Origin of the sequence: Gilliamella sp. wkB18 (genome assembly GCF_001690875.1) — a bacterium.
Taxonomy (GTDB): Bacteria; Pseudomonadota; Gammaproteobacteria; order Enterobacterales; family Orbaceae; genus Gilliamella; species Gilliamella apicola_A.
The window spans coordinates 43,203-60,317 of the sequence record NZ_LZHM01000054.1 but is presented as its reverse complement, the minus strand read 5'-3'; the positions used below and the strand labels follow the sequence as shown (position 1 = coordinate 60,317).

Annotated in this window: 15 protein-coding genes; 4 read left to right on the top strand and 11 right to left on the bottom strand. The window is 35.8% G+C overall.

Translation table 11 applies throughout. From position 1 onward, the window contains the following. Nucleotides 1–3 precede the first annotated feature (3 nt). The 8 genes from A9G48_RS06065 to tssB all read right to left on the bottom strand — a co-directional run bounded on the left by A9G48_RS06065 (nt 4) and on the right by tssB (nt 9,692). Nucleotides 4–270 carry a PAAR domain-containing protein gene (locus A9G48_RS06065; RefSeq protein ID WP_034943663.1) on the bottom strand — a complete coding sequence of 89 codons (267 nt, stop codon included), beginning with the start codon at nt 268–270 and terminating at the stop codon, nt 4–6. Nucleotides 271–286: 16 nt separating this feature from the next. Next, nucleotides 287–3,130 carry a type VI secretion system ATPase TssH gene (tssH, locus tag A9G48_RS06060; protein WP_065575947.1) on the bottom strand — a complete coding sequence of 948 codons (2,844 nt, stop codon included), beginning with the start codon at nt 3,128–3,130 and terminating at the stop codon, nt 287–289. A 90-nt stretch (nt 3,131–3,220) separates the two neighbouring features. Next, nucleotides 3,221–3,709 carry an Hcp family type VI secretion system effector gene (locus A9G48_RS06055; RefSeq protein ID WP_034943666.1) on the bottom strand — a complete coding sequence of 163 codons (489 nt, stop codon included), beginning with the start codon at nt 3,707–3,709 and terminating at the stop codon, nt 3,221–3,223. Nucleotides 3,710–3,743: 34 nt separating this feature from the next. Then, nucleotides 3,744–5,495, bottom strand: a complete 1,752-nt coding sequence (locus A9G48_RS06050) for an OmpA family protein (RefSeq protein WP_051825030.1) — start codon at nt 5,493–5,495, stop codon at nt 3,744–3,746. Between the two features lie 9 nt (nt 5,496–5,504). Then, complete coding sequence (gene tssL, locus A9G48_RS06045) at nt 5,505–6,170, bottom strand: type VI secretion system protein TssL, short form (RefSeq protein ID WP_051825031.1); 666 nt, start codon at nt 6,168–6,170, stop codon at nt 5,505–5,507. 9 nt (nt 6,171–6,179) lie between these two features. Continuing rightward, nucleotides 6,180–7,532: a type VI secretion system baseplate subunit TssK gene (gene tssK, locus A9G48_RS06040; protein ID WP_034943669.1), complete on the bottom strand. Its 1,353-nt coding sequence runs from the start codon at nt 7,530–7,532 to the stop codon at nt 6,180–6,182. A gap of 50 nt (nt 7,533–7,582) precedes the next feature. Further along, nucleotides 7,583–9,115: a type VI secretion system contractile sheath large subunit gene (gene tssC, locus A9G48_RS06035; RefSeq protein ID WP_034943672.1), complete on the bottom strand. Its 1,533-nt coding sequence runs from the start codon at nt 9,113–9,115 to the stop codon at nt 7,583–7,585. Between the two features lie 76 nt (nt 9,116–9,191). Beyond that, complete coding sequence (gene tssB / locus A9G48_RS06030) at nt 9,192–9,692, bottom strand: type VI secretion system contractile sheath small subunit (protein WP_034943675.1); 501 nt, start codon at nt 9,690–9,692, stop codon at nt 9,192–9,194. A gap of 514 nt (nt 9,693–10,206) precedes the next feature. Between tssB and A9G48_RS06025 the strand changes: the two genes are divergently transcribed. From A9G48_RS06025 to A9G48_RS06010, 4 genes are read left to right on the top strand one after another with little or no spacing between them, the layout of a single operon-like run. Then, nucleotides 10,207–11,127: a metal ABC transporter substrate-binding protein gene (locus A9G48_RS06025; RefSeq protein WP_034943678.1), complete on the top strand. Its 921-nt coding sequence runs from the start codon at nt 10,207–10,209 to the stop codon at nt 11,125–11,127. Next, nucleotides 11,127–12,023 carry a manganese/iron ABC transporter ATP-binding protein gene (locus A9G48_RS06020; protein ID WP_034943681.1) on the top strand — a complete coding sequence of 299 codons (897 nt, stop codon included), beginning with the start codon at nt 11,127–11,129 and terminating at the stop codon, nt 12,021–12,023. Before A9G48_RS06025 ends, A9G48_RS06020 begins: the two co-directional genes overlap by 1 nt. Then, nucleotides 12,024–12,890, top strand: a complete 867-nt coding sequence (locus A9G48_RS06015) for a metal ABC transporter permease (RefSeq protein WP_034943684.1) — start codon at nt 12,024–12,026, stop codon at nt 12,888–12,890. It begins immediately after the preceding gene. Then, nucleotides 12,887–13,723, top strand: a complete 837-nt coding sequence (locus tag A9G48_RS06010; RefSeq protein WP_034943686.1) for a metal ABC transporter permease — start codon at nt 12,887–12,889, stop codon at nt 13,721–13,723. The genes A9G48_RS06015 and A9G48_RS06010 overlap by 4 nt, the downstream gene beginning before the upstream one ends. Nucleotides 13,724–13,808: 85 nt before the next feature. On the opposite strand, the gene dnaB is transcribed toward A9G48_RS06010, so the two are convergent. Genes dnaB through A9G48_RS05995 form a run of 3 tightly spaced genes read right to left on the bottom strand, consistent with a single transcriptional unit; the run spans nt 13,809 to nt 17,067 of the window. Further along, the gene (gene dnaB / locus A9G48_RS06005) at nt 13,809–15,233 is read right to left on the bottom strand and encodes a replicative DNA helicase (RefSeq protein ID WP_034943689.1); all 1,425 of its coding nucleotides are present in this window, start codon (nt 15,231–15,233) and stop codon (nt 13,809–13,811) included. 36 nt (nt 15,234–15,269) lie between these two features. Next, nucleotides 15,270–16,061 (bottom strand): tRNA pseudouridine(38-40) synthase TruA, encoded by a 792-nt coding sequence (gene truA / locus A9G48_RS06000; protein WP_034943691.1) that lies wholly within the window; start codon nt 16,059–16,061, stop codon nt 15,270–15,272. Then, a complete protein-coding gene (locus tag A9G48_RS05995; protein WP_034943694.1) occupies nt 16,048–17,067 on the bottom strand; it encodes an aspartate-semialdehyde dehydrogenase in 1,020 nt (339 codons plus the stop codon). The genes truA and A9G48_RS05995 overlap by 14 nt, the downstream gene beginning before the upstream one ends. Between the last annotated feature and the right edge of the window lie 48 nt (nt 17,068–17,115).

The window sequence follows — 17,115 nt, the reverse complement described above, 5'->3', positions numbered from 1 at the left end:
ATATTATTCAATCTCCGCAGTAGTAATTGTGGCTATAACTTTACAGCCACACGCACACTCGCACTGATCCATCGCTATCCCTTTTCCATCTGAAAAGCTTTTTTCAGATGATTCCACAATTGGATTTACACCATGATATTTTATAGGGCAACTAACCAGATCACCAATTAAAGCAGCAGGCTTACCTTCTATAATCATAGTTGATGAAGCCGAAATTACCGATCCACCGTGTGTTGTTGGATCTCCTAATCGCACTATATTCTTACCCATTTTTTATTTCCTTTATTTATTCCTTAATTTTCAAATCTTCTTTTGTTTTTTTAGAAGTCTTTTGTTTACTGTTTTGAGTATCATCTGCTGGTTTTATTTTAGCTGTTTTAGCCTTTGTCGCTTTAGTTTTCGCTTTACCATTATCTGTTACCCATTCCAATACAATTCCTTCAGATTCGTTAAAATCAAGTAGTAAAGTTTGAACTTTGCTATTAGCAATGTTGCTTCTTTGTAAAAGTAAATTTGATACCACAGGTAAAATTTGCTGATTTAAAATACTGTCAATATTGCGAGCACCTGTGTCTGGTAATAAGCATGCTGAAACCAACGTATCGTAAAGTTTTTCGCCAACTTTAAACACGACTTTGTAGTGTTTTTGTAATCGGCTCGCAACTTTGTTTAATTTCATTTCGACTATTCGACGTAGCGCATCTTGACCTAACGGGGTGTAAATGACCGTTTGGAAACGAGCAAGTAACGCCGGTTGGAAGTGTTCACGAATAATAGGTCGTAATAATTCTTGTTGTGTTGCAGTGTCTGCATCTGGCATTTCTTCAAAAAGTGCCATAAGCTCATCACTTCCTAGGTTAGATGTCATTAATATTAATGTATTGCGGAAATCGATTTCTCGACCTTCACCATCTCGCATAAATCCACGATCAAACACTTGATAGAATAAGTTTAGTACATCACGATGTGCTTTTTCGACTTCATCTAATAGTACAACACTGTATGGTCTTTTACGGACAGCTTCAGTTAGTATCCCACCTTGTCCATATCCCACATATCCAGGAGGAGAACCTTTAAGTTGCGATACCGTATGCGCCTCTTGATATTCTGACATATTAATTGTCACTAATGATTGCTCACCACCAAATAGTGTGTCAGCAAGCGCTAACGCAGTTTCTGTTTTACCCACACCCGATGGACCAACTAATAAAAATACACCCATTGGGGCATCTTCAGAAGTAAGCCCTGTTTTTGCTGCACGAATACGCTTAGCAATTTCAAATAGCGCAGTATCTTGCCCAACAACCCGTTGACGTAAATCATCTTCAAGTGCTAATAAATGGCTTTGCTCATCTTTTAATAAGCTTTCTAAAGGTACGCCTGTCCAATCTGAAATAACTGAAGAAACAGTACGGCTATCAACATCAAGTGAAAGTAATGGATTATTACCTTGTAATTCATTTAATTGTTGTTGCTTTTCAGAAAGTTTCTTAAGAATTTTTGTATCTGTATCAGTAGTGATTTCTTTACGCAATTCAATTAATTCTTCAACTAACTCCTTCTCTTTTTCAAATTGAGCTTGTTGAGTAGCTAATTTTTTGTGCAATTCATTGAGCTGTAATTCAATTTCAGTTATACGCTCACTAGATAAATTTTCACCTAATGCTAAATCAGCTTCTATGGCTTCTTGTTCTATCCCAAGAGAATCTATTTTTGCTTCAAGTTGGACTATTGATTCAGGAATAGTATCAAGTCCCATTCTTACACGTGCCGATGCTGTATCCAGTAGATCTACCGCTTTATCCGGCAGTTGACGGCCACTAATGTAACGCCTTGATAATGAAACGGCAGTTTTGACTGCTTCATCTGAGATATGTACGCCATGATGTTTAGCATAACGCGATTTTAATCCACGCAACATAAGGCAGGCTTTTTCGTCATCAGGTTCATCAACTTTGACTATTTGGAAACGACGCTCCAATGCGGCATCTTTTTCAAAATATTGTTTATATTCTGACCATGTGGTCGCAGCTATAGTCCGTAACTCACCTCTAGCCAATGCTGGTTTTAATAAATTTGCAGCATCAGCACCACCAGCAGAATTGCCTGCACCAATAATGGTATGTGCTTCGTCAATAAATAATAGTATTGGTGTTGGTGATTGTTGAACAGCATCAATAACATTTTTTAATCTTTGCTCAAATTCACCTTTAACACCCGCACCAGCTTGTAATAGACCAAGATCAAGCGATAATATACTAACATTTGCAAGATTTTTAGGTATGTTACCTTCAGCAATACGAAGTGCTAAACCTTCAACTAAGGCTGTTTTACCAACACCCGGTTCTCCAACTAGTATTGGGTTATTTTTTCGGCGTCGAGATAAAATATCTATCATTTGTCTGATTTCATTATCACGACCAAAAACAGGATCGATTCTACCTGCTTTAGCTTTTTCTGTTACATTTTCAGTAAAGCGTTCAAGTGCTGCCTGAAGATGTTTTTGCAACGTAGCTTGTTTATCTGTGTCATTTTTAGAATCAGACGTTGATAATTTTTGTGCATTATTTGCTGAACTGCCTTCCGTTGTTGATTCAATATTCAAATTATCTGCTGTATCAATGTTAGCTTCTGAATAATAATTAGATTGATTAATTGGGTTTTCATCTGACAGTTCATCTAATTTGGAACGCATTTTTTTCAATGATACAGGCGATAAACTTAATAATTGCCAAGCATCTTGTGCTTTTAAGCAATGTGGCATTTCTTGCAATGCTTGTAATATATGGACTGAACGAATCGCTTCTTCATGATCTTCTAGCGATGCTTTTAACCATGCTGATTGTATTATAGCAATCAACGATGGCGATAAACTTGGTTTTGTATTAATGGTATGAGGCAATGCGTCTAGATAATTTAGTAATCCTGTCCAGACTTTATCCATATCAAATTGATAATGCCTTGCAATAATTGTAATATCACCTGAACCCTGTTCTAATAATTTTAATAACCAATGTTCAAGTGTAATTTCTGTATGTGCTCGTGTTTGGCATAAACCAGCCGCAGCTTCGAGTGATTTAGCACAATACGAATTTAGTCGTCTTAATAAAACAGAGGGATCAGCAATCATTACTACTATTCCTTTCTTTAATTCCATTATTTATTAGTTTAAAAATGCTGATCCAATTAAGACTAATTGGATCAGCGCGTTAATTAAAAATTAACCTCGGCTTTCTACCCAGCTATCTGAGTGGATGATGTTGCCATCTTTGTAAGTCCAAGTAATTTTTTCATAACGAAGTTCAACACGCTCTAAGTGATTGTATTGTTCTTTCGTTGGATCTTTGATGTTGTGCATTTCAGGTTTAACAGAAACAACTTTTACGCCATCCATTAAAGTATTGAAATATTCAACTTCTTGACCTGCATCGTTGATTTTGTACCATTTGATCTCAACTGATTTTAAGTTTTGACCAGTAGTAACAGCTTTGTAAAGGTATGGTGATGAAGCGTCAACTTCTTTAACAAATTCAAGTGCTTTATGAACACGAGTACCTGTTAATTTACCTGTATTACCATCTGTTGGGATGTATACTTTGTGATCAAACTCAACCACTTCTACACTACCTTCACGACCTACAACGGTTACAGAACCTTTAATTTCAGCACCGCCATCATCTTTTAAAAACATATATGCTGGAACAGCCATTGTTTATCTCCTTTTGTTGTTTTTGTTTCAAAAATTAGTTCTCTTTCATCAATATACAATTTGATGTTTGAGGAACTAAGTTTATTTCTACCCTTCGGTTTTTTGCACGATTCTCTGGAGTATCGTTACTTACCAAAGGTTTTTTTGCGCCATACCCTTGTATAGCGAAACAGGTATCAGGAATATCACTGGTTTTTAATATCCAGTCACGCACCGACATCGCTCGATTAAATGATAGTTGACTATTTTTGGCGTCATCTCCAATTGAGTCGGTATGTCCTGTAATTATGATTAACCAACCCGTTTCCGGATTAGCATTCATCTGTTTTTTTATTTCAATTAATGCATTGATTAAGAGCTTTTCTGAACCAGATTTTAAGCTTGATTGTCCACTTTCAAACAAGGCCATACTATCTAAACGAATTGGTGGAAGTGGATCTACTGTCACAATTTTAGGTTCAACAATGACGACTTCTCTTGGTTTTGCAACATAGTCGCTCATGGTCACATTGAGCGGTTCAGTTAATCGCAACCCTTTATAAAGCCCCAAACCTAAGCGAACTGGTTCACCCTTTGTATAATATTCATTTAGCATTGATTTATCTTCTTGTAAGGCCTCAAGTGCCTGACGTTTTGCATCATAATTATCCATTGGAATCAAGCGATAATGATGAATATCATTTTTTATTCGTTCGATAAGTTTTGCATTATTCCAAAATGATGCCCCTAGGCACCCCATAATAAATAGAGATGTGATAATCACTAAACCACAAATCATCGAGCTAATTGGTGAAAATGGGTAAGCAATAGGCATGAATTTCACTAATGCATCCGGAGGACTTACGTTGTCTTGTATGCTATGAGTATTAGGAAGCGATAATGTAGTCACACTTTCCCACAATTTTTGCATGACATTATTTTTTACTGTCGATTTATTAGTAGGATAAATTGCTACTCCCGATGGTATGCATTTAGCAATCGGTTGTTTGTCATTTACTAAAGTAGCTAATACTGTGCTTTCTAGCCAAGTTTCAGTTTCGTTTAAAAATGGGCGAATTCTTAATCGGCGTTCACGTTCATCAGTTGGGATTTTAATATCATTGACCCAATTATCTATTGGCGATAAATACTGATCAAGTAGATATAACTTTTGATTTAAAGATCGAAACCAATAAACTGGTAATGAGTTATATTCATCGTAGATTAAATCGTTAAGCCCGATATGCGTTGATACATATACCGGTAATTGATATTTTGCAATTCTACAGGTATCGACCCATGATTGGCGGAATGCCTGTAATTTAGCTATGAAAAACCCATGTTTATCTTCCACTTCTGGCGTAATTGCAAGAAATAGCCCTACTCGTCCTAACATGTCTGGCCATTTGGCAATTAATGAGTCATAAACTATAGGTAAATGCGAAAACTCGTCAACATAAATCCAAACGGCTTCTGAAGAAATAACTACATTAGATTCAGCTAAGGACAAATCTTCCGGGAAGAAATCTTTTGCCGCACTGCCTGAAACCAATAAAATTGGTAAACGGTAACGTTGCCTTGCTGGTAATAAGTCAAGCTTCTGAGTTAAAAACTGAATATTGGCTGTTGATGAGGCAAGTACTTTTCTGTAGCGTTGCATCTGCCAAAGAATTCCACCAGCAATAGCAAAAATTAAGCCAGTACCTATAATTTTCCAGCCAATTGCTACTGGTAAAAAAACAAACAATAGCAATAGGCTTAATATAACAGCATAGATAACCTGAATGCGCTTAGGATAATCGCTCATAATGCACCTTTAACCAACTAATTGTTTAACTAAATTATCTAGCTGATTATTAAATACAAAATAAAGGGCAAGAACCGAAATAACTGACAATACAGTACATGTTAATAACACTGTTTTTCTTCCCTTATATCGGTAAATTTTTGTTTGTTCGATAATTGGGTAAGATTGTTCTGGCTCGTACTCTCGTAAAGCTTCACGTAGTGCTATGATTAGGTGTTCTCGTTCCATTTGAGGTTTATCAAGATAGCATCCCTGAAAACCAAGTCCAAGAACTCTGTCAAAACAAGCTAATACAAGACCTTCTTTTTTATCCGCCTTTAAACGAGCTCGGATTTTTTCAAACAGATCATAACCTGCATTATGTGTGTTGAAAAAAATCACTTGCAGCGGAGAACCCAACCATTCATCATAGTCTTGGTTTTTCGGATTGTCTCGATGACAAAGTAATACAGTCTCATCTAATAAAGCACATAATGCATAACTGATATCGTCAATTACATCTTGGCTGTATTGTGCGTTATATAATTTTTCACGTACGCTTGTAACTTGCTGTTTACAAAGTTCGTATAATTTGTGTCCTGAAGGAATATCCGCTTTTGCTTTAAGTTGGACAACCACTAAGATTGAATCGCGTAATAATTCATCAATAACAATTGGTTTTGGTTCTATACTCATAATTTAATCCTATGTTCGCAAAACTGCGAATAGCTCCAATGAAATATCTTGCATTGCTCGAGGTACATAAAATTCACAACACCTTGTTTCTAACATATTTTTTGCCGCACTATGGGTCAAATCCAATGCAAAATATTGATTATCTAGACGCACAGGTATTGCTGCGGGTACATGGCTTAAGGCTTTAATTGGAATTCCAGATAGTGCTGAGTGGATGATTTGTTTTACATCATCTGGTGCACCGGCTTTACACAAGATTGGGAATCGAGATTGTAACTGATGTCCTGGCATGCTTGATCGAACAGAAAGATAGAAATCTGCATCTTCGACGATGCGTGAATCATTTAATCGTCCTGTCCATAGTGTATCTTTGTCATGAACTAGTTCAATCTTAATTACTCTTGATGGTAAACTTTCTTCAAGCAAATTGCGAATTAATCCAAATAGTGGTGGAAAAACTTCATTAAGCTTGTCATGTTTATAAGTCGGAATACCATCAACACTATTTAATAACGAAAATGTTAATAGTGCCCCTGTAAATGAAGTTAATACTTGATAAAGTCTTTCTGGATGTAAGGATGGATTATCACGTAAGAATTTAAGTTGAGGCTCAAATGTGTTTAATGCATTTAAGAGCCAAAATAACGAAACATCAGCAGTCGCAAATTCAGCTATTTGTTGATTACGCTCATGTCGCATTCCTGTTAGATGTAGGCGTTTTGCTTGCACTTGTACACATAAAAGTTCTAATTCTTTTATAAGTGTTCCACTTTGTGTGTAAAGGTTTACCATTGGGTGAAGATAATCAAGATCAAGGACAAATTTACCGTTAAGATCACGTTTTAAACGAGCTATAGGACACGTTAAATAATCATTGTGATTTTCAAAGTCAAATAAGAATTTCAATGCATAACGTTCAACTGCAATCGTTTCAACATTTTGCCCCAGTAAATCAGGTACTTCTACCCATTCTTGTCGATAACGTAATGGACGTTCAAGTCGCTGGTTATCTTGCAGACAGTTACCGCCATTGGATTGCAATAATGGAATAGCAATTAATACAGTTACTTCCTCAAGCTCAATAGGAATATCAGTATTTAATACTCTAGCTTCAGGTAATTTATCAGCGATATCAGTATTAACTACTACTCCATCAGGAAATCGAACACTTATTGACTCAGCTTGTAACCGATCAACTGTCAACGCATTTGTATCAATGGTTAAATGCTCAATTCCCCATGGGTTAGCAACCGACATAGCTGCTAACTTTTGTGAAGTAAATTGTTGCCACAAGCCTTGCTGTTGAAACTGCTGAGGCGTCAAAAAGACGCCTTCATTCCACAAAGGACGAAAAATTTTCATGTATCCTAAATACTCCTAGTTATTAGATATTAATCAAATCAGACTAAAATTTATGATTTAGCCTTAGGCATTTGTGACACCATTGATAAGTTAATATCCATCCCTTCCACTTGGAAATGAGGTACTAGGAATGTTTTAACACGGAAGAAACCTGGATTATCTTCAATATCTTCAACAATAACTTTCGCCTCTCTTAATGGATGTGCGGCTTGGACTTCATCACTTGGGTCAGTCATTTCAGTGACAAGGTTGCCAATCCATTTGTTTAGCTCAAGTTCTAACATTCGACGATCTTTTGTTGCACCAATATTTTCTCGTTGGATTACTTTTAAGTAATGTGCGATACGTGATAATAAGAAAATATATGGTAAACGAGAATTTATACGGCTATTTGATGACGCTTCTTTCGTGTCGTAAACAGCAGGTTTTTGAGCTGAGTTAGCAGAGAAGAAACAAGCATAATCCCTATTTTTATAGAATGAAAGTGGGATAAATCCTAAATTAGCAAATTCAAACTCACGTGTTTCAGGAATAAGTACCTCTGTTGGGATTTTGACTTGATTACCTGTTCCTAAATCGTAAAGGTGGATTGGTAGATCTTCAACAAGCCCACCAGCTTGTGGTCCACGAATTTGAACACACCAACCATTACGAACAAAACTTTGTGCCATGTTAGCTGCAAAAGCATAAGAAGCATTAGCCCATAAGTAACGGTTGTGCTCTACACCTTTAACATCTTCAATATAGTTAAAATTACGTACAGGAACAGTATCTGGACCATAAGGTAAGCGAGCAAGCACTCTTGGAAAAGTTAAGCCAACATAACGGGCGTCATCTGTTTCGCGGAAATTATTCCATTTAGTATATTCAGCACGATCAAAATAGTTACCTATATCTTTAATTGCAGCAACTTCTTCCATTGTTTCTTTACCAAAGAATTTTGGACCAACCGAACTTACAAACGGCATGTGCGCTGCAGCAGCAACTTTTGATACGTTTCTTAATAAAGAAATATCTTGAGGGCTACGATCAAATTCGTAATTCGAGATAGTTACTCCAATAGGCTCTCCACCTGGTGTGTCGTATTCCTGAGTATAAGTATGCCGATAAAAACCTGATTGGCTAATTTCTGGTGCATCTTCGAAGTCTTGACGCAGTTCTTCTTTTGATACATCCAATAATTCAATTTTAACATTACGGCGGAAATCAGTGCGATCAACTAAGAATTTCAATCCACGCCAAGTGGATTCAATTTCTTGGAATGTTTCATTATGCATGATTTCATCAAGCTGACGACTTATTTTTTGATCTATTTGACTAATATGGTAGTCTAATAAGTGTTTATCTAATTTTTCAACTTTATTTGATGAACCTTGTATTAATTGAAGCAAAATATTAATTGCCATGGTAACACGTTCATCTTGTGAAGATTCGAATAATACTTCGTTATCTTCATATCTATCAATTCCGCCCGCTTTTTTAATTGGGTTTAAATTTATTTTATCAAATAAAGATTGGTAAACACTGCTATTTTCTTCAACAACCGTTTTAGTAGCATTGTTTGTTTGATTTTGCACGTTCATTAATTTCTTCTCTTGCTTTTATCAAAACTTTATATTTTGTTTTGAAAATAATTACATTAATTTATTAAAAAAATATTTATTTATCACTTTCCGCTACGATTGATTCCAATTCTGCACGGAGTTCATCTGATAGTTGTTCGTCTTTAACGATTTTTTCTAATTCATAACGAAATGTAGCGTTATCTAATAAATTAGATTTTAAATCTCTTAATAAATTACGCATCGCAAGCAATGAACGTAGTTCTGGAACTTTTTTGGCAACTTGCTCGGGTGAAAAATCATTCATTGACTCAAACGCCAAATTTACAACAATTTCGCTACCATCATCCGCAATTTTGTTTGGAACAGTAATATTGGCTTCAGGTTTAAAATCATTTAATACAGCATCAAAATTATTTTTATTAATCGATACTTTTTGTTTATCTGAAAGTGATCGTTTGTCTTTACCTCGACCATAATCACCTACAGATAAAATTTTGAGAGGTAATTCAACTTTTTTTGTGGCTCCACCTGTGTGTAAATCAAGATTGATACTGACTCGAGCAGAAGGAACTTCGTTTTGATAACTACTAGACATAATTTCTCCTTTAATTTCCTTTTCCTTTAAAATAATGTTTAATTAGCAGGCTTAAGTGGAGAGTAAATTACACGATTTACGAATAAATTACAATCTCATCCTGCAATTTAAATGTATTTAATTTTTATAAAAACTCTTAAAAACTATCGCTAATCAAGTAATATTAAGGGTTTTTAAAATTTTTAGACTATGAAATAGTTGGTTAATTTTTAAACTAGTTTATTGCAAATAATCTTTTGATTGGTGCAATTTTGTCCTTATTGAGTTAGAATTAACAAATAATTTTCATTTTTCTATAATACCAGCTCTTATAAACTTTATTTTTTCTAATTAACTATTATTTTAATAGATAGGAATTATCTGCTATCTATTTTATTTTTTTATAAAATATTCTAATAACTTTGACTTTTTCATTTAATGATAATAATTCTCATTATTATTTTAATAAACTTTTGTATTATCATATAATGCAATAACGTTGTTATAAGATTGCATATGAAACAAGGAGTAGCTAATGAAGCTTATTTTTTTTAAAAGCCGAAAACCGGTATTAAAAGCCATATTGACCTCTTTAATTCTTTTGACTGCTCTTTTAGATTCTGCTTTAGCAATCGATAAAAAATTTAAAGTTGTTACAACCTTTACTATCATTCAAGATATCGCGCAGAATGTTGCTGGCAATGCTGCTACAGTCGAATCTATTACAAAAATAGGGGCTGAAATTCATGAGTACGATCCTACTCCTCAAGATATTACTAAAATGCTTTCCGCTGATTTAGTCTTGTGGAATGGGCTTAATTTAGAATTACGGTTTAAACGCTTTTTTGAAGATATTCAAGATGTACCTTCTGTTGTGGTAACTGAAGGTATTGAACCAATATCTATTCAAGAAGGCACTTATAAAGGTAATCCTAATCCACATGCTTGGATGTCGCCAACACTCGCTTTAATTTATATTGAAAATATCCGTGCAGCTTTGGTTAAATATGATCCTAAAAATGCCGGAGTTTATAATAAAAATGCCAGTGATTACATCGCAAAGATTAAAGCACTTGATACCCCTTTGCGAGAACGTTTAGCAAAAATTCCAGAAACTAAGCGCTGGTTAGTGACCAGTGAAGGGGCTTTTAGTTATTTAACAAGAGATTACAATTTGAAAGAAGCTTACCTATGGCCGATTAATGCCGAGCAACAAGGTACACCGAAGCAAGTTAAAAATCTAATTGATTTGGTTAGAGCTAATAATATACCTGTCGTTTTTAGTGAAAGCACAATTTCGGATAAACCAGCAAAACAGGTCAGTAAAGAAACTGGAGCAAACTATGGAGGGGTATTATATGTCGATTCATTATCAACTAAAGATGGTCCAGTCCCAACTTATATAGATCTATTGAAAGTTACCGTTGAAACAATTGCTAAAGGATTTGAAAAATAATGAATCGAATTTGCCTAAATGTTAATGATATAACCGTGACATATAATAATGGTCACACAGCAATACATGATGCAAGTTTCACTCTCAATGGAGGAACGATTTGTGCATTAGTTGGCGTAAATGGTAGTGGTAAATCAACATTGTTTAAGAGCATTATGGGCATGATACGACCAACTAGAGGAAAAGTGACTTTAAATGATATGTCTGTCAAAGAAGCACTAAAACAAAATGTTATAGCTTATGTTCCTCAAACAGAGGAAGTCGACTGGGACTTTCCTGTTTTAGTGTCTGATGTCGTCTTGATGGGGCGGTACGGTCATATGTCTTTTTTTCGTATTCCAAGTAAAGAAGATAAGAAGCAGGTAGATATTGCTCTTGAGCGTGTCAATATGTTGGATTTTAAATATCGCCAAATTGGAGAACTTTCCGGTGGACAAAAAAAACGTGTTTTTTTAGCTAGAGCTTTAGCTCAGCAAAGTAAAGTTTTATTATTAGATGAACCTTTTACCGGTGTTGATGTAAAAACAGAGAATGCCATAATAGATTTGTTAAAAGATCTTCGAAAAGATGCTCACCTTATTTTAGTTTCGACCCATAATTTGGGTAGTGTCCCTGAATTTTGCGATCAAGTGGTGTTAATTAATCAAACAGTTCTGGCCTTTGGTCCAACTAAAACAACTTTTACACCGCAAAATTTAATGACCACTTTTGGTGGTGCACTACGTTATCTTAGCTTGTCAGGAGAGAAATTGCATGATGATGAAGATCCTCGTAAAGTATCCATCTTAACCGACGATGAACGTGCTGCAATTTTTTATGGAGAAGGGAAAGATGATTCGCCTCATCGAGATTTGTTGGTTGACCATGTCAAAAACGAACCAAAAGGGCAATTATAAATGGAACTTTTATTTGAACCATTCACCTATAATTTTATGCTCAAAGCGATTTGGGTAAGTAGTATTGTTGGCGCTACTTGTGCTTTTTTATCTGCCTTTTTAATGTTAAAGGGTTGGTCACTAATGGGAGATGCACTGTCACATTCTGTTGTACCTGGCGTGGCGGGAGCTTATGCTCTAGGCTTACCCTACTCTGTTGGTGCCTTTTTTACTGGCTCACTGGCTGCTCTGTCAATTACAATAATACGTACAATGACTCGTTTAAAAGAAGATGCCATTATTGGTTTTATTTTTTCAACTTTTTTTGCTACCGGTTTATTGATTATTTCACTTAACCCAACTTCCGTTAATGTGCAAACCATTATTTTTGGTAATATTTTAGGTATTGACGATAGTGATATGTGGCAAGTGCAAATCATTATTTTGATTTCGTTGATATTACTACTGCTGTTTTGGAAAGATCTTTTAGTGGTGTTTTTCGATGAAACTCACGCACGCTCAATTGGCTTAAAACCATTGATGTTTAAAATCCTTTTTTTTACTATTTTAAGTGCTTGTACCGTTGCTGCATTACAGACCGTTGGTGCTATTTTGGTTATTGCCATGGTTGTAACTCCAGGTGCAACAGCTTATTTATTAACAAGTCGATTTTCTAGGCTATTGGTTATTTCGGTGATTATTGGTGCTACGACTAGCGCTATCGGCGCTTGGTTAAGTTACTTTCTAAATGGTGAAACAGGTGGTGTGATTGTTACATTACAAACACTAATTTTTATTGTGGTATTTTTGTTCGCACCGAAACAGGGGTTGATTTCAAACAAACTAAAAATCAGGCAAAGCAGATTAAATAAGAGAGCGAATTTATGACAGATTTATGGGAATATATTTATTATCCTTTCACGCTACCTTTTATTCAACGAGCCATATTAGCAGCATTAACAACCAGTATCGTTTGTGCACTTCTTTCTTGCTTTTTAGTATTAAAGGGTTGGTCATTAATGGGGGATGCGATTTCTCACGCAGTGTTGCCTGGCATTGTGATAGCTTATTTAATTGGTATTCCTATTATTTTGGGGGCATTTGCATCAGGCTTATTCTGTTCGGCCGCAACAGGCTATATCAAGGATAACTGTCGAATTAAAGAAGATACTGTAATGGGGATTGTTTTTTCGGGAATGTTCGCTTTTGGGTTAGTACTATTTTCGAAAGTCGATACTTCACTGCATTTAAATCATATCTTATTTGGTAGCGTGTTGGGTACTAGTTACGCTGAATTGAAACAAATTATTTTAATTGCAACTATAGTGTCGTTATTGGTAATTATTAAACGTCGTGATCTTATGCTTTATTGCTTCGATTCTATTCAAGCCAAAGTAGTAGGCCTACGAGTTAAATTATTGCATTATGGGTTACTAAGTGTTATAGCATTAACTATTGTTAGTTCTTTAAAAACAGCAGGAGTTATTTTAGTTATTGCAATGCTTATTGCGCCAGGCATAACAGCATTTTCATTAACTCGGCGTTTTGAAAGAATGTTACTTGTTGCGGTAATTGTTTCAGTATTTTCTTCGGTGATTGGTACGTTAATTAGTTTTTATTTTGATGCCTCAACCAGCGCTTGTATTGTCATATTACAGGCTGCTATTTTTTTGTTTGTGCAAATTTATCAATTTATTATTAGGAAAATGATACACCGTTAATCTCAATTGTTTGAAATGCAACATGCGTGTAAATCTTTTCAACGCGCATGTTACCCTAACTTTTATCCTGTAAATTGGAATAAAATTATTCATCATCCATATATTTACTGGCATCGGCATAGTTATCAAACCGTGAGAATTGCCCTTGGAATTTTAAACGAACCTTACCGATAGGACCGTTTCGTTGTTTGCCTAATATAATTTCGGCAATGCCTTTATGTTCAGACGCTTCATTATAAACTTCATCACGGTAGATAAACATAATCACATCGGCATCTTGTTCGATAGAACCTGACTCACGTAAATCCGAGTTTACAGGTCTTTTGTCGGCACGCTGTTCTAAACTACGATTGAGTTGTGATAATGCAACAACCGGAATTTGCAGCTCTTTTGCTAAAGCTTTAAGTGACCGAGAAATTTCAGCAATTTCTAAGTTTCGGTTTTCTGACATATTCGGCACGCGCATAAGCTGTAAATAATCAACCATGATCATACTTAATCCTTTATGCTCGCGATAAATGCGTCTTGCCCGTGAGCGCAGCTCCATTGGCGTTAAACCAGAAGAATCATCAATATAGATGTTTTTCTTTTCGAGCAATAATCCCATAGTACTTGAAATTCTTGCCCAATCATCGTCTTGAAGTTGTCCAGTTCGAATGCGTGTTTGATCAACTCTAGATAATGAGGCAAGCATACGCATCATTATCTGTTCTGAAGGCATTTCTAGACTAAATATTAATACCGGCTTTTCCTGTTCTAGCGCAGCATTTTCACACAAATTCATAGCAAAGGTGGTTTTCCCCATTGAAGGTCTTGCGGCAATAATAATTAAGTCTGAACGCTGTAATCCTGCGGTTTTTTTATCCAAATCAATATATCCAGTAGAAACCCCCGTTACGCCATCGTGTGGGCGTTGGAATAGCTCTTCAATTTTAGCTACTGTTGACTCTAATACTTCGGTGATACTTTTTGGTCCTTCACCCTGTTTAGTTCGGCTTTCAGCAATTTGAAAAATTTTACTTTCTGCCAGATCCAATATTTCACTGCTATCACGCCCTTCTGTAGCATAACAGTTGTCAGCAATTTCGTTTGAAGCGCTAATTAGTTCACGCAAAATTGCTTGTTGACGGATGATATCACCATATGCCACCACATTAATTGCACTTGGTGTATTTTTAGAAAGCTCAGCTAAATAAGCAAACCCGCCAACATCACTTAGTAAATCTTTACTTTCTAAGCTTTCTGATAAGGTAATTAAATCAATTGGCGTACCTTTGCTAACTAACGTATGCATTTCTGAAAAAATTAGTTGATGATGACGCGAATAAAAATCACGTTCTGTTATCATTTCGGAAACCGCATCCCAACGTTGATTATCAAGCATTAGGCTTCCTAGCACAGCTTGCTCTGCCTCAATTGAATGTGGAGGCATTTTGATATTATGCAACTTTGAGCTTTTCGACTCTTCATTTCTTGAGTTTCTACTTGAACTTGTTTCGCCAGTATTCATACATTCATCTTTTTAATTCATCTTTAAGCAATGTGCTTATGTTAAAAATAATGGTCCTAATACAAGATTAGGGATTTGATACTCTTTTGGATATTCTACTTGAACTAAATACAACCCTTCTGGTTTAGCTGTCGCCGCGGCTTGAGTTCTATTCCTTACTTGTAAAAGCTCAGCAATCCATTCAGGCGGTTTATTACCAGTGCCAACTTCAAGCAAACTTCCCACAATATTACGTACCATGTGGTGTACAAAGGCATTCGCTTTGATATCAACAATAATATATTCACCCTGCCTTATCACTTCAATATGATGTATATTACGCCAAGGAGTTCGTGATTGACATTGTGCAGCTCTAAACGATGAAAAATCATTTTCACCTAATAGATATTGTGCTGCTTGGTGCATTAATATTTCATTTAAAGGCAAATAATAATGCGATACCCCTTTAGCTAAAATGGCTGGACGATAACGATGATTATAGATCACATATCGATAACGACGAGCTGTCGCACTAAACCTCGCATGAAAACTATCATCAACTATTTGTGACCAACGCACCGCAATATTATCCGGTAAATGAGAATTCACTCCCATTGTCCAAGCACTCGGTGAACGTGTTGATTGGGTTTCAAAATGGATAACTTGCCCTGTTGCATGCACGCCAGCATCGGTTCGACCAGCACAAAATACGTTTATTGTTGAATTAGCAATTATCGATAGTGCGGATTCTAACCTTTCTTGAACAGAATCAACAGATTGTTGTCGCTGCCAGCCAAAGTAATCGCTGCCATCATATTCAATGCCAAGAGCAATCTTATAGGTAGTCATGAATGAGAATCTCTAGTGTCTCAATTAACATTAATGCACCTAAATAACGAATATTATCAGCAACTGACCAAAATTGAATTTGTTCATAATGACCGTAACTGTGTCTCAAATTAGCCAATTTAATAGTTAGCTGACCTTCAGACTCTATACTAACTTCGGTCACTGGAGTTGGCAGATTATCGCTTTGCACTTCAACCCCAAACTCGCTAAAACGTGTCATATCTAACTCAATCGGTAAGCTACTTGATACATTAATAGCTTGTGACACCCCATAAAACACAGGCACAATCACTGATTCAATAGAGACAGGAAGTTCATAATTACTTAATATTTTACGAATTTGATTAACTTGTGACTTTTCACCTAATATTGAATCATCATGTTCGTGCGATACGGGTAATAAGTTAAATGCTAATTGCTTGTCAAATAACTGATTATCAACTGGCATGCCATTTAATAAGCGAGCGCTCTGCCCAGCCAATTCATCAACACCTTGCTTACCATACAATGAGGCAGGAATAAAACTGGTGGCATGCAAATTGGTTAATAACTCAATATCAGTTAACGACGCAACACAACGCAACAATTGGCACACAGTGGCACTAGCTACCGCTATAATGTTTTCATTACGGTATTCAGTTAATACGCTATTATTAACTTTAGGTACTACTAATGGTATATGCTCTTGCTGAGCAAAATAGCCACTAGAATCAATCACTACACAGCCTGATTCTGCCGCAATTTGTGCATATTTTTCACTTGTTTCAGAACTAGCAACAAAAAAGGCAAAATGGCACTGACTCCAGTCCATTTGTGCACTATCAGTAACAGTTAAATTTTTACCAGCAAAGCGAACAACTTCACCAGCACTATTGTCACTGCCGACCAAATAGAGATTTTCAATTTTTAGATTATTGTCTTGTAAACTACGTTTTTGTAGCAATTCAACTAGCGCAGAACCTACTTGTCCTGTCGCCCCAACAACAGCAATATTCCATACAGACATATTTAGAACCTAAATAAAAAAATTTAATGCTGATTATATCACTATATT

Bases quoted from the DNA above. Each gene is read 5' to 3' on its own strand.
- A9G48_RS06065 (WP_034943663.1), bottom strand. From the start codon at position 270: ATGGGTAAGAATATAGTGCGATTAGGAGATCCAACAACACACGGTGGA.
- tssH (WP_065575947.1), bottom strand. From the start codon at position 3,130: ATGATTGCTGATCCCTCTGTTTTATTAAGACGACTAAATTCGTATTGT.
- A9G48_RS06055 (WP_034943666.1), bottom strand. From the start codon at position 3,709: ATGGCTGTTCCAGCATATATGTTTTTAAAAGATGATGGCGGTGCTGAA.
- A9G48_RS06050 (WP_051825030.1), bottom strand. From the start codon at position 5,495: ATGAGCGATTATCCTAAGCGCATTCAGGTTATCTATGCTGTTATATTA.
- tssL (WP_051825031.1), bottom strand. From the start codon at position 6,170: ATGAGTATAGAACCAAAACCAATTGTTATTGATGAATTATTACGCGAT.
- tssK (WP_034943669.1), bottom strand. From the start codon at position 7,532: ATGAAAATTTTTCGTCCTTTGTGGAATGAAGGCGTCTTTTTGACGCCT.
- tssC (WP_034943672.1), bottom strand. From the start codon at position 9,115: ATGAACGTGCAAAATCAAACAAACAATGCTACTAAAACGGTTGTTGAA.
- tssB (WP_034943675.1), bottom strand. From the start codon at position 9,692: ATGTCTAGTAGTTATCAAAACGAAGTTCCTTCTGCTCGAGTCAGTATC.
- A9G48_RS06025 (WP_034943678.1), top strand. From the start codon at position 10,207: ATGAAGCTTATTTTTTTTAAAAGCCGAAAACCGGTATTAAAAGCCATA.
- A9G48_RS06020 (WP_034943681.1), top strand. From the start codon at position 11,127: ATGAATCGAATTTGCCTAAATGTTAATGATATAACCGTGACATATAAT.
- A9G48_RS06015 (WP_034943684.1), top strand. From the start codon at position 12,024: ATGGAACTTTTATTTGAACCATTCACCTATAATTTTATGCTCAAAGCG.
- A9G48_RS06010 (WP_034943686.1), top strand. From the start codon at position 12,887: ATGACAGATTTATGGGAATATATTTATTATCCTTTCACGCTACCTTTT.
- dnaB (WP_034943689.1), bottom strand. From the start codon at position 15,233: ATGAATACTGGCGAAACAAGTTCAAGTAGAAACTCAAGAAATGAAGAG.
- truA (WP_034943691.1), bottom strand. From the start codon at position 16,061: ATGACTACCTATAAGATTGCTCTTGGCATTGAATATGATGGCAGCGAT.
- A9G48_RS05995 (WP_034943694.1), bottom strand. From the start codon at position 17,067: ATGTCTGTATGGAATATTGCTGTTGTTGGGGCGACAGGACAAGTAGGT.